Consider the following 12,403-nt stretch of genomic DNA (forward strand, 5'->3'; position numbering starts at 1 on the left):
ATAGACAAATCAATATTATGGGAATAATTTATAATCGTTATCTGGTACATCACCCCTGTGAATATTGCTCGTGTCCTTTCGCACGCTCGACCTCAACCTGCTGAAAGTCTTCGAGGCCCTGATGACCGAGGGCAGCGTCACGCGCGCGGCGAGCGCGCTGACGATGACCCAGCCCGCGGTCAGCAATGCGCTTGCCCGCCTGCGCGACGCGCTCGGCGATCCCCTGTTCGTGCGTACAGCCAGCGGGATCCGCCCGACGCAGCGGGCGGTGGCGCTGTGGCAGCCGATCGGCGATGCGCTGGAACATGTTCGCCACGCCCTCGACGAGGACGCCTTCGATCCGCGGCGCACCGAGGCCGAATTCAGCCTGTCGATGTCGGATTACGTGTCCTCGCTGGTGATGCCGCGGCTCATCAACCGCTTCAGCGAGATCGCGCCCTCCGCGCGCATCCACACTTTGCCCAACACCATCCTCGAGATCGGCGACCGGCTCGAGGACAACCGGGTCGATTGCGTGCTGAGCGTCTACGTCAACGAGGCGCAGCAGCCGCCGGCCGTGATCCGCTCTCGCTCGTTATGGACCGTCGAATATGCCTGCATGATGCGGCGGGATCATCCGCTGGCGAACAGGAAGCGGCTCAGCACCCGCAGCTTCCTCAACGCCAAGCATGTCGATGTCAGCCTCGCCGGCAAGACGCTGCCGACCTACGACCAGTTCCTCGCCTCGCGCGGGCTGTCGCGCAATCTGGTCACCACCGTCAATCACTACAACGCCGCCTACGAGATCGTGCGCCAGTCCGACCTGATCGCGGTGCTGCCGCGCGATCTCAGCGCGCAGTCCCGCCACGCGCCCCATCTGCATGCGGTGCCGGTGCCGCTGCCGGCGCCGCCGCGCATCGTCAGCCTGTTCTGGCACCAGCGCAACGACACCGTCCCCGCGCAGCGCTGGCTGCGCGAGACGCTGGTGGAGATGTTCGCGCGGATGGAGTGAACAGGCGCAAGCCGTACCCCGTTCAGGTCGATGTGGGCGCGGGTTCGATCGACGCTGCGTCCGCGGCGGACGACGGGACGCTCCGCGCCAGCGGACGTCCAAACAGCCGATGCAGCGCCAGGTAGCTCGCCATCGCAACACCCATGCCGGTGAGCCAGGACAGGTCAACCCCGCCGGTCGCCAACGCAAGCGGGCCTTGCATCGCCTTGATCGTGCCCATCTGGAAGGCCCACGCCGCCACGAAGCCGGCAGCAAAGGCGATCAGCCCGGCCCAGTTGAAATCACGATCCCGGCCCGGCTCCTCGTAAAGCGACGCGACATCGATCCGGCCGCGTCGCACCAGGTAGAAGTCGGCGAGCGTCACGCCGGCCCAAGGGCTGATCCAGACGATCAGGGCGACCATGAAGTTGTCGAAGGCATGGGCAAAATCGCCGGACTGCAGGAAGGCGTAGAGGATCGCGGAGGCGATCAGGCCGGAGAGCACCGAGATCACCCAGCGCGGCCGCCGCAGATCGAGCGCGAGCGACGACAGCGCCGCCGAATAGATCACGACGATGTTGGTCGCGATCGGACCATGGAGCAGCACCAGCAGCACCGGCAACGCCATCGTACCAAACGCCGCGATGATCAGCTTCGACGGATCGGACCCGGCGCCGGCGGATGCAATGGCGGCGCCAAGGAACGCCAGCCAGACGGTCGGAAGGAACATGCCGAGAAACGTCGCCCGAAACACCTTGGCGGCACTGAGCGAGGGCCTGGTAAAGCGCGTATAGTCGGACGCATAGGTGAGCCACGAAATGCCCCAGCCGATGCCGATCGCGGTCATCAGTTGCGTCGCCGCGGCGAACGCCGGCATGCCGGTGACAGCGGCGGACTGCCACTTGATATCGACGCGCAGGAAAGCGAGCGCTGTCATGACCGCCATGATCAGCAGAATGAACGGCATGGTGTAGCGCTCGAACACCTTGATGGCGTTGAAGCCCCAGGCCGCGATGCCGATCTGGAACAGCATCACCAGCAGCGCGATCGCGTATTTGAGCTCGACGCCGCCGCCAACCCCCATCCGCTCGAGCGCCGCCATGCAGAGGTCGAGCACGATCCAGGTGTTGATCGCGACCCACCCCATCGGCATCAGCACCTGCGCGAGCGCCGGCAGATAGGCGCCGCGCCGGCCGAACGCCAGCCGACCCAGCACCATCTGCGGCACGCCGGTGCGATGTCCCATCAGGCAGAAGGCGGCAAACAGCGCCGCGCCGAACAGGTTGCCGACAACGATGACGGCAAGCGTCTGCAGCAGGCTCAGGCCGAGCTGGATGCCGAGCGCGCCCAGCACCCAGTTGATCGGCGCGATGTTCGCGCCGGTCCAGATCCAGAACTGATCGAACGATGACGACGTGCGGTGCGCCGCTGGCACCGGCTCGATTCCGTGGGCATCGAAGCCGGCCTCATCCTGCGCCGGAAGCTGTGTCTGCTCGAGCAACATGTTTCCCCCGTTTGTCCGGCGCATTGATGTGGGCCGGGATGGGGCATTTGAGCAGCAGGAAGCTGGGAGGCGATAATGAGAAATCCTCAAGCCGGGTTGAGACGACATCGAGAGTGAAGTTTGCGTGCTGAATAGCGAGAGATCGCGCCGCGACCGGGCTCGCACGCCGCGACACCCTGGCGCGCCGCTTCACTGCTGAGATTTTCTCAACCCAGTTGACGAATTCGTCAATCACGCCGACCCGAACACCCGGTCATTGTGGAGCCGACGCATTGCCGCCAATTAGCCGAGGTCAGAGATGACGACACTAGAGATGACGACACTCCTCCATATCGATGCCAGCCCGCGCGGCGACCGTTCGGTCAGCCGGAAACTCTCGAAGTCGTTTGTCGAGCACTGGCTGACGCACGAACCCGGCGCCACCATCATCTCGCGCGACGTCGGCCGCGACCCGCCGCCGCTCATATCAGAGGCGTGGGTGGCCGCCGCCTTCACCGCGCCCGGCGACCGCACGGCGGAGCAGCGCGACGAGCTTCGTCTCTCCGACGAATTGATCGACGAGCTTGAACGCGCCAATGTGATCGTGATCGGCGCGCCGATGCACAATTACGGCATGCCGGCTGCCTTGAAGTCATGGTTCGACAAGGTGATCCGCATCGACAAGACCTTCAGCTTCGATCTCGCACGCGGCGACTTTCCGCTCGAACCGATCATGCGCGGCAAGACGCTGGTGGTGCTGAGCTCGCGCGGCGAATTCGGCTTTGGTCCCGGCGGGGTGCGGGAAGCCATGAACCATCTGGAGACCCACATCTTCACCTGCGCCCATTATCTCGGGGTGCAGGAGAGCCACCTGATCGCGGTCGACTACCAGGAGTTCAACGACGAACGCTACCGGCGGTCGGTCGCCGACGCCTTCGCCGCGATCCCGCTGCTGGTCCGGCAGTGTCTTGGAATCGACGGGCCTGTTAATGTCGCGGCGGAATGATGCGCCGCCGTCTGCCGGCTGCACGAGGATGATCCGATGATACGCAATCCCATCCCCTGGCCGAACGGGGCGCGCTGCGCCTGCGCGATCACGTTCGACGTCGATGCCGACAGTCTCATTCATGTCGCCCGGCCGAAGGATTCGTTCGACCGGCTCTACCCGATCACAATGGGACGATACGGGCCGACCGTCGGCCTGCCGCGCATCCTTGAGACCTATCGCCGCCTCGGCCTCAAGCAATCGTTCTTCATACCGGCCTGGACCATGCAGCGCTATCCGGATGCGGTGGAAGCGATCCTCCGGGATGGCCACGAGATCGGCCATCACGGCTATATCCACGAAGACCCGACGGAGATTTCCTCGGCGCAGCAGCGCGAGGCCTTCGAACGCGCGCTCGCCATTCATGTCGCGATGACCGGGCGGAAGCCGCGCGGCTACCGCGCGCCAGTCTACAACGCCAACCAGACCACGATCGACCTCCTGATCGAGCACGGCTTTGTCTACGATTCGTCGCTGATGGCCGACGACATCCCGTACCAGATGCGCACCGCGCGCGGATCGATCTACGAGATGCCGCCGCACTGGGGATCGGACGATTGGCCGCCCTTCGCCCATTACGCCGAGATCGGCTACATGATGCCGGTCAAATCGCCGAGCGAAGGCCTTGCCGCCTCGTTCGAGGAGTTCGAGGCGGCCTACGAGGCCGGCGGATTCTGGATGGGGATCTGGCACCCGTTCCTGACCGGCCGGCTTGCCCGCTGGCGCGTCGTGGAGCGCTGGCTCGAGCGGATCGTTGCCGAGCGCAAGGTTTGGTTTGCGCCGCTCGAGGCGATCGCCGCGCATGTCGACGGCCTGGTCAAGGCAGGCACCTATCAGGTCCGGGTCGAGACCCTGCCCTATTTCACGCGGCCCGTGACATGACCTGCTGCGGGGCGGTGCGGAACGCGGCCGCCTCTCCTCGTAGCCAATCGACGAACGCCGTCACCGATTTGCGCCGGGCAGCAGCCGGCGCGTCCACGAGACGGTAGGCAAAGCCCGGAAGCGCGGGGCCATCGAGCCGACGCAGCGTGCCCTCGCGCAATTGCTCGTCCACCAGCGCATCGCTGCACAACAGAGGTCCGAGCCCGCGCTCGGCGGCATGCAACGCCAGCGGCTCCTCGCTGTACCAGGAGATGCGGAAGTCCCGGCCGGGATCATGATCGGAGCCCGCGAGCCACGCGGACCACGCAGGCGAATCCAGCGCGGCGTTCTTCCAGCGGAAGGCCAGCAGCGATCGCGAGCGGAGGTCGTCAATGGCGAGACGGCCATCCGGCGGACAGATCGCGCTCGCCGCAACGGCAACATAACGGTCGCTGAACAGCACCGAATTTTCACCGGCGCGGTCAGCGCGTCCGTAACGAACGGCCAGATCGACGCCGTCGGCGCCCGGCGCCCTGATCTCTTCGGTCGCATCGATATGGACCACGAGGTGAGGAAACGCCGCATTGAAGCGGGTAAGCCGCGGCATCAGCCAGCGTTCGGCGAAGGCCCGCGTGGTCGATACGGTGATCGCATCGCCATCGACCGGCGGCCGGATCGCGGCAAAGGCGCTCGCCATGCGGTCGAAGCCGTCGCGCAGCAACGGGAACACCGCATGGCCCTCCGCGGTCAGCACGACTGCGCGACCGGAGCGCTCGAACAGCTTGCGTCCGAGGATCGCCTCGAGCTGCCGGACCTGGTGGCTGATCGCCGTCACCGTGACGCAGAGTTCATTGGCGGCGGCGGTGAAGCTCTCGTGGCGCGCCGCCGCTTCGAACGCACGGACGGCATTGAGGGGCGGCAGCTTGCGCATGATCGGTTCTCCGCGCTGACGGTATCAGGCGATGAGATAGTGAGCATCGGTCGGCCGCATGTCGTTCACCGGCACCATGTCCTGCGGACAGGCGGAGAACACGATGACCAGGTCCATCTCGGCGCGCAGCGCCACATACTGTCCGGCCTCGCTGACGGGCGACTTGAAGTCCAGCTTTCCGCCGTCGGAGACGGGTACGTTCATGAACAGATTGAGCGGCGCCGGCGTCACCGCAGCCGAAAGGCCGACTGCCTCGAGCGCATGAGCCAGGTTTTGCGTGCAATTGGCGTGATGGCCGACCGCACCGAGCTGACGATAGCGGTGAATGTCGCAGGCCGCGATCAGCGTATCGTGGATTCCCGGCGTCGTGTCGGCGACGAAGGTGAGGATCGCGCGGCGCCTGTTGGTCGTCATCGTGTCGCCCACGCGCGGAATGAGCCGCAGCATCGACGCACGGCTGTGCTCCATCGACATGAACTCGCCGGTGTCGCCGGCATTGAAGGCCCAGGTGTCGACCACCTGCTTGCCGTGGGTATTGACCACGGTGACCGTCTCTCCTGCGTCGAGGCGTGCCGCCACGCCATGACGGGCCGGGATCAGACGGGCGTGGGTGAGATCGGCGGTTGCTGCGGTCACGTGGTGGCTCCTCAAGCTTCACTCGCGCCATTGGAGCACTGCCGGCCATGCAATTCTAATAATATTAATTGTATCCATTATAGCAGATTCGTATAGTCGTCCCATGCGCCTCAGACAGCTCGAATGCTTTCGTGCCCTGATGCTCCACGGCACCATGACCCGGGCGGCCGAGTTGCTCGGCATGTCGCAGCCCGGCATCAGCACGATGATTGCGGGCCTCGAGCACGAGACCGGCCTGACGCTGTTCCTGCGCCGCGGCGGCCGCCTGCAACCGACCCCCGAAGCCAAATTGTTCTACGTCGAGGCGGCACGGGCACTCGAAGCCGTCGAGAACGCGTCCCGCGTCGCCGCCGAAATCAGGTCCGGCCGGCGCGGTCATCTTGCCATCGCGGCCTATCCGAGCATCTCGATCAAACTGCTGCCGCGCCTGCTGTCGCAGTTCGCCAGGGACCGGCCCGAGTTGCAGGTCAAGATCATCACGCGCAATTCAGCTACCGTCCGCGAGTTGGTTTCGACGCAGCAATTCGACCTCGCTGTCGCCGAACTGCCGCTCGATTATCCGACCTCGCACATGGAGGTGTTTTCGTATGACTGCATGTGCATGCTGCCGCATGCGCATCCGCTTGCGAAGCTGAAGCAGATCACCCCTGATGACCTCGACGGCGTCCCGTTCGTCACACTGTTCCGCGGCGACCCGATCTACCAGCAGCTGGCATCCGCCTTCTCCGAATATGGCGCGCGCTGGAACGTGGTCGCGGAGACCGAATTCTTCTCGACCGCGTGTCAGCTCGTCACTGAGGGCCGCGGCGTCGGTATCGTCGATCCCGTGGTGAGCAAGCCGTTCACCGAAGGCCTCGCCATCCGCCCGTTCAAGCCGAGGATCCAGTACCAGATCGCCATTCTCTCCCCCACGCACGAAGCGCCGTCGCAGATGGCGCAGGATTTCGTCAAGCTGCTGCGGCGTGCCTTGCGCGCCTGAGTTCCGTCCGCGGCGGTGCAACGTCGGCTGTGCGAGACGCTGGTGGAGATGTTCGCGTTGATGGAGTGAGGCGTGAGAATTGGCGCGCTCGGGCCAGCCGGCCCGGGGACATCCTTCATCCCCGTAACGACACGGGGATTAACGCTCTTGCGACCTGGGCCTCCCTTTCCAATTGACGCAATTGGGGGCCAAGGTGATAGGCTACCGCCATTTCAGGCGACCATTTCAATGCGCGAGCTATTTGCACAGTATCAGCTGTTGCTGACGATCTTGATCTTCGTGCCGTTCGAGCTGCTGTTTGCTGCGAGGCCCCAGAAGATTTTCAGGCGCGGCCTGCTGACCGACATGGCCTTCCTGTTCATCAACGGCTGGCTGGTGTTCGCCGGTGTGACCGCCATCCTCGCGGTGGCCACTCTGGTCAATCAGTGGATACTGCCTTCAGCGGTCAAGCAGGCGGTCGGCGATCTCCCGTATCTGGTGCAAGTGCTGATTGCGATCCTGATCGGGGACCTCGGAGTCTACTGGACCCACCGCACCCTGCATGCCGTGCCCGCGATGTGGCACATCCACGCCGTTCATCACGCGGTCGAAGAACTGGACTGGCTCGCCGCCGTCCACCAGCACCCGCTCGACGTGACATTCATGAAGGCCGGTTCGCTGTTTCCGCTCGTCGCGCTCGGTTTCTCCGCCGAGGCGATCGGGACCTATCTCGCCCTCTATTACTGGCAGACCTGGCTCACGCATGCCAACGTGCGCCTGAGCTACGGCCCTCTCCGCCATGTCCTGGTGTCGCCGGAATTTCATCACTGGCACCACAGCAGCGAGCGCGAAGCCAGAGACAAGAACTTCGCCGGGCTGTTCTCGTTCTACGATGTGCTGTTCGGAAGCGTCTATCTTCCGCAGGGGCAGAAGCCGAAGACATTCGGCGTCGATGAGCCGATGCCGTCCCGCTATCTGCCTCTTCTGGCCCATCCGTTTGTCGTGTGGGCTTCGAAGCACAAGCGCGACGATCCGTCAGGCACCCAGGCACAGCGGCAATGAGGCGCCAAGTAGCAGCCGTCGTTCGCTTCGCGACGATGGAGTTCTGCTGGCTTGCCTGGCCGTAGCTCGCGAAGCGAGTCGGTTCTGCGGACATGGCCCGCCTTCGCCCTTTGGGCTTCGGCGTGGCAGCCTTCGCTCACTTCGCTACGAGAGAATTTTGCTGGCCTGCCGAGCCGTAGCTCGCGAAGCGAGCGAAGGCTGGTGGGGGAGGCAGGACTCGAACCTGCGAAGCCATGAGGCGGCTGATTTACAGTCAGCTCCCTTTGCCACTCGGGACACTCCCCCGTCCAACAGCATCAGAACCGGCCGCGCGAGTGGCGGCGGACCGGGTCATCGAAATGACGCTGATAACCGCGTCGGCCCCGAAGCGGGTGCGCGGTCGGGCGCGTTTATGGGGGAAGGCGGTCCCCAAAGTCAACCAAGCGGGGGCTCAATTTGCCGGTTAAATTGCCATTCTGCGATATCAATGACACAAGCCTCACATGAGCGATCGCGACCGCAAACCCAGTTTCCGAGGCAAGGGCGGTAAACCCTTCCAAAAAGGGCCGAAATTCGGCCGCCCGCCGGCCTGGCGGGACCGCGAATCCGGTTCCGACGGGCCGGTGATTCTGTATGGCTGGCACACCGTGTCGGCCGCCCTTGCCAACCCGGACCGCCAGATCCGCAAGCTTTACCTCACCGAGAACGCGGCCAAGCGGCTCGCCGACGAAAATATCGCCACCCGCGTCACCCCGGAGATCGTCCGTCCCGGTGACATCGACCGGCGCCTCACCCCCGATGCCGTGCATCAGGGCCTCCTGGCGGAGGCCGATCCCCTGCCCTCGCCAGGCATCGACAGGCTGGCGCTGGAGGGCATCGTGCTGGTGCTCGACCAGATCACCGATCCGCACAATGTCGGCGCCATCCTGCGCTCGGCGGCGGCGTTTGCGGTCAAGGCGATCGTCACCACCGCCCGCCACAGCCCGGAGGCCACCGGCGTGCTGGCGAAGTCCGCCTCCGGCGCGCTCGAGCTGGTCCCGATAATCACCGTGCAGAATCTGGCGCGCGCGCTGAACGAACTGAACGACCACGGCTTCCAGACCGTCGGCCTCGACAGCGAGGGCTCGGAAGATCTGGGCAAGGTTCAGCTGCAAGCGCCGCTCGCGCTGGTGCTCGGCGCCGAAGGCAAAGGCTTGCGGCAATTGACGCGCGACACCTGCAGCGTCGTCGCCCGCCTCGACATGCCCGGCGAGATCAAAAGCCTCAACGTGTCGAACGCCTGTGTGCTCGCGCTCTATATCGGCGCCAGCCGGCTCGGGCTGATGTGAACGACAAACGCCCGCTCGCGTGACGCGAACGGGCGCTGATGTCTTCGATTGATCGTCGGATCAGTAGTAGCGGCGCAGCGGCGGATGGCCGTAGCGATGCGGCGCGTAGCCGTAGCGATAGCCGTAGTGCGGACGATAGCCATAGTGATGGCGGTAGCCGTAGTGACGGTAGCCATAGTGGCGATAGCCGTAATACGGGCGGCCGTAGCCTTCGCGGTAGTACGGACGCGGTGCCCAATTGCCCGGACCGGTGTAGGTCGGTCCCTGGTTGACGTAATAGTACTGCTGCGCCGCGCTGGGATAAGCGGCATCCGGGTCCGGCAGACGCTCGACCGCGCCGTAACCGTAACCGCCGTAACCGCTATAGCCGCCGCAACCGCCGCAGCCGTAGTTCACGACGGGCGCAGAATAGCCGCACGGGTTGAAGCCGCACGCCACTGCGGGCGCAGTCACCATGACGGCCACGGCCGCAATCAGTCCTTTGATCATTTGACGCATTACTCTCTCCTGTAAATCTTGCCTGTAGGTCTTGTTGTCGTCGCGTAGCTCTTGATGGCTATGAAGGGCCCTCTGCATGAGGGCTCCCGATTTAAGGACCTCTCGGTCGCGGTGGCCGCATCGGCGGCCCCGGCAGCGGCCGCGGCCCGTTGAACTGCGGCGCGTAGATCACCGGCGGCGGATCGACCGGCACGTTGGACTGCGCCGGCAGCGGCGCCGACTGCGCCCCCCACGATTCGTGATAGCTCTCGGCCGGCTTGGGCAGCTTGCGGTTGGCCGGCGGCTCGATCTCGAGGCGGCCGTAACCCGGCATGCGGCCGAGGCTCGGATAATAGTGGCCGACATTCGGCTCGGGATCGATCGGGCGGCCGCCATAGACGGTCGGCACCATCGAGTCGTTGCGGGCAAGCCCCATCGCGCTCTCGACCACGGCGTAGGAGGCATCGACGCCGTTGATGATGATTGGCACGCCGGGCCGCACGGGCACGACGATGTCGAAGCCGCCGCCGGCCAGCGCCGTCGAACTCATCGCAGCCAATATCGCTAGCGCAAGACTTGCGCGCATGTTCACCCAGCGTCCCGAATTGTTCCATCCGCAGCCTAATCCAACGGCTCGGCGGAAGGGTTAAGGGCGCGGGCCAAACTGGCGGTAAGCCTAACGCGTAAGCATCGGCATCCGGTCAATGCGGCCGTGCGGGATCAGAAATCGTTAACGGCCGGCCTGGGAGACGCCGGCGTGTCAGGTGAAGGCGTTCTCGATGATCGAGTGGATGCCGATCGCAATGGTGACCGCGCCGACTGCGATTTGCAGGCCGCGGTTGGCCCAGGTCAGCCACCGCGCCGAGGCCGCCAGCGGCACCGCGATCACGCTGGACAGCACGCCCATGCCGATCATCGAGCCGATACCGAACAGCGCGACATAGCCGAGCCCGATGGCAGGATTCGGCGCCTGCGACACCGTCAGCACCAACAGCGCCGCCGAGCCCGCCATGCCGTGCATCAGGCCGACCAGCAGCGTGCGCCAGCGGAAGCCGTGTGCATGGCTGTGCGTTGCGCGGGCGTGCGGCACGGCGGACGCACGCACCGCGGTCTCGCCGGCGTGGCTGTGGGCGTGGAAGTGGGTCGTGTCGCCATGAGAATGGGTGTGGAAGTGCACGCGGTCGCGCCACAGCCGCCACCACACATGCGCGCCGAGGCCGACCAGCATGACGCCGACCGCGGTCTCGATCGGCGCTGCGACCGTCTCCGGGATGGCGCGCCCGAGCAGGATCGCGGCGCCTGCAAAGATGAACAGCGTGAGCGTATGACCGAGGCCCCAGGTCAGGCCGTGCTTGACGATGTCGCTGATGCTGCTGCGCCGTGCCGCGATGCTCGACACCGCCGCGATGTGATCCGGCTCCAGCGCGTGCTGCATGCCGAGCAGAAAGCCGAGACTCAAGATTACGAACATCAATCCCTCGCGCCCGCGCGTGACGACCGATCAAACACCACATCGCTGATCTTGTCAGGCCAGCACCGCGTCAAACCAACACCTCGTCAAACAAGCCCTGCATCGCCGCCCAGGAGCGGCGATCGGCCCGCGCGTCGTAGAGGGCTGACTTCATGATCGAGCCGTCGGCGGTCGGGTTGGCAAAACCATGCAGCGTGTTGCCGTAGCTGATCACCTGCCAGTCGGCAACCTTGCCGGCGCGCATCTCGTTCTCGAAGGCTGCGACCTGGTCGGGCGGCGCCAGCGGATCGTCGGCTCCGGTCAGCACAAGCACGCTCGCCCTCAGTGCACCAGGCGCCGCCGGCTGCGTGGTCGAGAGCACGCCGTGAAAGCTGACGGCGGCCTTGAGCTCGGCGCCGTCGCGCGCCAGCTCAAGCGCGACCGTGCCGCCGAAGCAGAAGCCGATCGCGGCGCATCTGGTGGCATCGACCTCGGGCAGTGCGATCAGTGTCGCAAGCGCGGCGCGCGCCCGTGCGCGGAGTTTCGCGGGGTTTGTGCGCAAGTCGCCGATCAGCGTCATCGCCTGCTGCAGATCGGCGGCCTGCCGCCGCTCGCCGAACATGTCGGCCGCGAGCGCCACATAGCCATGCCCGGCAAGCCTGCGCGCCCGCTCCATCGCGAAATCGCCGAGCCCGAGCCCCTCGTGGAATACCAACACGCCGGACGTTTCGCGCCGGTGTCCTTGAAGGCGAGATAGCCGCGCAAGCCGGCGTCGCCGCCGGCGTAGTCGATGTCGCGTGTGTGCATGCAATTCTCGTCAAAGGCAGCGTGAGCCGGAACGCATCATGCGCAAGGGTTGCGGAACTTCACACTGGTTTGAACGCAGGGCAAGGCTGCGCCGGAACAGGCGCGGCACAGCGAGATTAGCTCGTCACAACGACGAGAGGAGACCTTGCATGACACAGCTCAAGATGCGCGGCGCCTTCCTGGGCGCAGCAGCCCTGCTCGCTTCGGTACTCGCCGGCCCCGCGATGGCGCAACAGACCATCGGCACCGCCGCGCGCTGTTCGAACGACAATCCCGATGCCCGCTGCCAGACGATGACGCCCGGCGCCACGCGCACCGCCTATCGCCACCATCGGCGGGACCGCGATTGGCAGGGCAGCTACAACCGCTATGACCCCGGTCCCGCCGGCGTCGCGGCTGGGGTGGTCGGCGGCGCG

Annotated in this window: 13 protein-coding genes, 1 tRNA gene and 1 pseudogene; 7 read left to right on the forward strand and 8 right to left on the reverse strand. The window is 65.4% G+C overall.

Annotation, left to right across the window (positions count from 1 at the left end; translation table 11 throughout):
* The first annotated feature begins 64 nt into the window (after window positions 1-64).
* Complete coding sequence (locus H8A95_RS09595) at window positions 65-991, forward strand: LysR family transcriptional regulator (protein ID WP_338027814.1); 927 nt, start codon at window positions 65-67, stop codon at window positions 989-991.
* Between the two features lie 22 nt (window positions 992-1,013).
* On the opposite strand, the gene H8A95_RS09600 is transcribed toward H8A95_RS09595, so the two are convergent.
* Window positions 1,014-2,474: a purine-cytosine permease family protein gene (locus H8A95_RS09600; protein ID WP_229182945.1), complete on the reverse strand. Its 1,461-nt coding sequence runs from the start codon at window positions 2,472-2,474 to the stop codon at window positions 1,014-1,016.
* A gap of 313 nt (window positions 2,475-2,787) precedes the next feature.
* On the opposite strand from H8A95_RS09600, the gene H8A95_RS09605 reads away from it, so the two are divergent.
* Both H8A95_RS09605 and H8A95_RS09610 read left to right on the forward strand, forming a co-directional pair.
* Entirely contained in the window at window positions 2,788-3,459 is a 672-nt protein-coding gene (locus tag H8A95_RS09605; RefSeq protein ID WP_229182946.1) for an FMN-dependent NADH-azoreductase, read from the forward strand.
* Between the two features lie 36 nt (window positions 3,460-3,495).
* Window positions 3,496-4,380, forward strand: coding sequence for a polysaccharide deacetylase family protein (locus H8A95_RS09610; RefSeq protein WP_229182947.1), 885 nt, complete (start codon window positions 3,496-3,498; stop codon window positions 4,378-4,380).
* On the opposite strand, the gene H8A95_RS09615 is transcribed toward H8A95_RS09610, so the two are convergent.
* Together H8A95_RS09615 and H8A95_RS09620 are read right to left on the reverse strand one after the other, a co-directional pair.
* Window positions 4,361-5,290 carry a LysR substrate-binding domain-containing protein gene (locus H8A95_RS09615; RefSeq protein WP_229182948.1) on the reverse strand — a complete coding sequence of 310 codons (930 nt, stop codon included), beginning with the start codon at window positions 5,288-5,290 and terminating at the stop codon, window positions 4,361-4,363. The genes H8A95_RS09610 and H8A95_RS09615 overlap by 20 nt on opposite strands.
* A gap of 24 nt (window positions 5,291-5,314) precedes the next feature.
* Complete coding sequence (locus H8A95_RS09620) at window positions 5,315-5,926, reverse strand: DUF1989 domain-containing protein (RefSeq protein WP_229182949.1); 612 nt, start codon at window positions 5,924-5,926, stop codon at window positions 5,315-5,317.
* 103 nt (window positions 5,927-6,029) lie between these two features.
* Here H8A95_RS09620 and H8A95_RS09625 point away from each other — a divergent pair, with 103 nt between their 5' ends.
* Together H8A95_RS09625 and H8A95_RS09630 are read left to right on the forward strand one after the other, a co-directional pair.
* Window positions 6,030-6,905, forward strand: a complete 876-nt coding sequence (locus H8A95_RS09625; protein ID WP_229182950.1) for a LysR substrate-binding domain-containing protein — start codon at window positions 6,030-6,032, stop codon at window positions 6,903-6,905.
* A gap of 228 nt (window positions 6,906-7,133) precedes the next feature.
* The gene (locus H8A95_RS09630) at window positions 7,134-7,946 is read left to right on the forward strand and encodes a sterol desaturase family protein (RefSeq protein WP_229182951.1); all 813 of its coding nucleotides are present in this window, start codon (window positions 7,134-7,136) and stop codon (window positions 7,944-7,946) included.
* 199 nt (window positions 7,947-8,145) lie between these two features.
* On the opposite strand, the gene H8A95_RS09635 is transcribed toward H8A95_RS09630, so the two are convergent.
* A tRNA-Tyr gene (locus H8A95_RS09635) sits at window positions 8,146-8,231 on the reverse strand.
* Between the two features lie 197 nt (window positions 8,232-8,428).
* Between H8A95_RS09635 and rlmB the strand changes: the two genes are divergently transcribed.
* Window positions 8,429-9,253 (forward strand): 23S rRNA (guanosine(2251)-2'-O)-methyltransferase RlmB, encoded by an 825-nt coding sequence (gene rlmB, locus H8A95_RS09640; RefSeq protein ID WP_229182952.1) that lies wholly within the window; start codon window positions 8,429-8,431, stop codon window positions 9,251-9,253.
* Window positions 9,254-9,313: 60 nt separating this feature from the next.
* On the opposite strand, the gene H8A95_RS09645 is transcribed toward rlmB, so the two are convergent.
* From H8A95_RS09645 to H8A95_RS09660, 4 genes are all read right to left on the reverse strand, one after another.
* Window positions 9,314-9,751: a hypothetical protein gene (locus H8A95_RS09645; RefSeq protein WP_229182953.1), complete on the reverse strand. Its 438-nt coding sequence runs from the start codon at window positions 9,749-9,751 to the stop codon at window positions 9,314-9,316.
* A gap of 91 nt (window positions 9,752-9,842) precedes the next feature.
* Window positions 9,843-10,316, reverse strand: coding sequence for a hypothetical protein (locus tag H8A95_RS09650; RefSeq protein ID WP_229182954.1), 474 nt, complete (start codon window positions 10,314-10,316; stop codon window positions 9,843-9,845).
* Window positions 10,317-10,490: 174 nt separating this feature from the next.
* Window positions 10,491-11,201, reverse strand: a complete 711-nt coding sequence (locus tag H8A95_RS09655; RefSeq protein WP_229182955.1) for a HoxN/HupN/NixA family nickel/cobalt transporter — start codon at window positions 11,199-11,201, stop codon at window positions 10,491-10,493.
* Between the two features lie 70 nt (window positions 11,202-11,271).
* Window positions 11,272-11,898, reverse strand: coding sequence for a dienelactone hydrolase family protein (locus tag H8A95_RS09660; RefSeq protein ID WP_229182956.1), 627 nt, complete (start codon window positions 11,896-11,898; stop codon window positions 11,272-11,274).
* Window positions 11,899-12,136: 238 nt separating this feature from the next.
* On the opposite strand from H8A95_RS09660, the pseudogene H8A95_RS09665 reads away from it, so the two are divergent.
* Window positions 12,137-12,403 (forward strand): annotated as a pseudogene (locus tag H8A95_RS09665) (hypothetical protein); the annotation flags it as partial.

Origin of the sequence: Bradyrhizobium oropedii, from assembly GCF_020889685.1 — a bacterium.
Taxonomy (GTDB): domain Bacteria; phylum Pseudomonadota; class Alphaproteobacteria; order Rhizobiales; family Xanthobacteraceae; genus Bradyrhizobium; species Bradyrhizobium oropedii.

What these genes read in the sequence shown, in the direction of transcription:
- H8A95_RS09630 (WP_229182951.1), top strand. Translation starts at nt 7,134, where the DNA reads ATGCGCGAGCTATTTGCACAGTATCAGCTGTTGCTGACGATCTTGATC.
- H8A95_RS09605 (WP_229182946.1), top strand. Translation starts at nt 2,788, where the DNA reads ATGACGACACTCCTCCATATCGATGCCAGCCCGCGCGGCGACCGTTCG.
- H8A95_RS09615 (WP_229182948.1), bottom strand. Translation starts at nt 5,290, where the DNA reads ATGCGCAAGCTGCCGCCCCTCAATGCCGTCCGTGCGTTCGAAGCGGCG.
- rlmB (WP_229182952.1), top strand. Translation starts at nt 8,429, where the DNA reads ATGAGCGATCGCGACCGCAAACCCAGTTTCCGAGGCAAGGGCGGTAAA.
- H8A95_RS09600 (WP_229182945.1), bottom strand. Translation starts at nt 2,474, where the DNA reads ATGTTGCTCGAGCAGACACAGCTTCCGGCGCAGGATGAGGCCGGCTTC.
- H8A95_RS09625 (WP_229182950.1), top strand. Translation starts at nt 6,030, where the DNA reads ATGCGCCTCAGACAGCTCGAATGCTTTCGTGCCCTGATGCTCCACGGC.
- H8A95_RS09610 (WP_229182947.1), top strand. Translation starts at nt 3,496, where the DNA reads ATGATACGCAATCCCATCCCCTGGCCGAACGGGGCGCGCTGCGCCTGC.
- H8A95_RS09645 (WP_229182953.1), bottom strand. Translation starts at nt 9,751, where the DNA reads ATGCGTCAAATGATCAAAGGACTGATTGCGGCCGTGGCCGTCATGGTG.
- H8A95_RS09655 (WP_229182955.1), bottom strand. Translation starts at nt 11,201, where the DNA reads ATGTTCGTAATCTTGAGTCTCGGCTTTCTGCTCGGCATGCAGCACGCG.
- H8A95_RS09650 (WP_229182954.1), bottom strand. Translation starts at nt 10,316, where the DNA reads ATGCGCGCAAGTCTTGCGCTAGCGATATTGGCTGCGATGAGTTCGACG.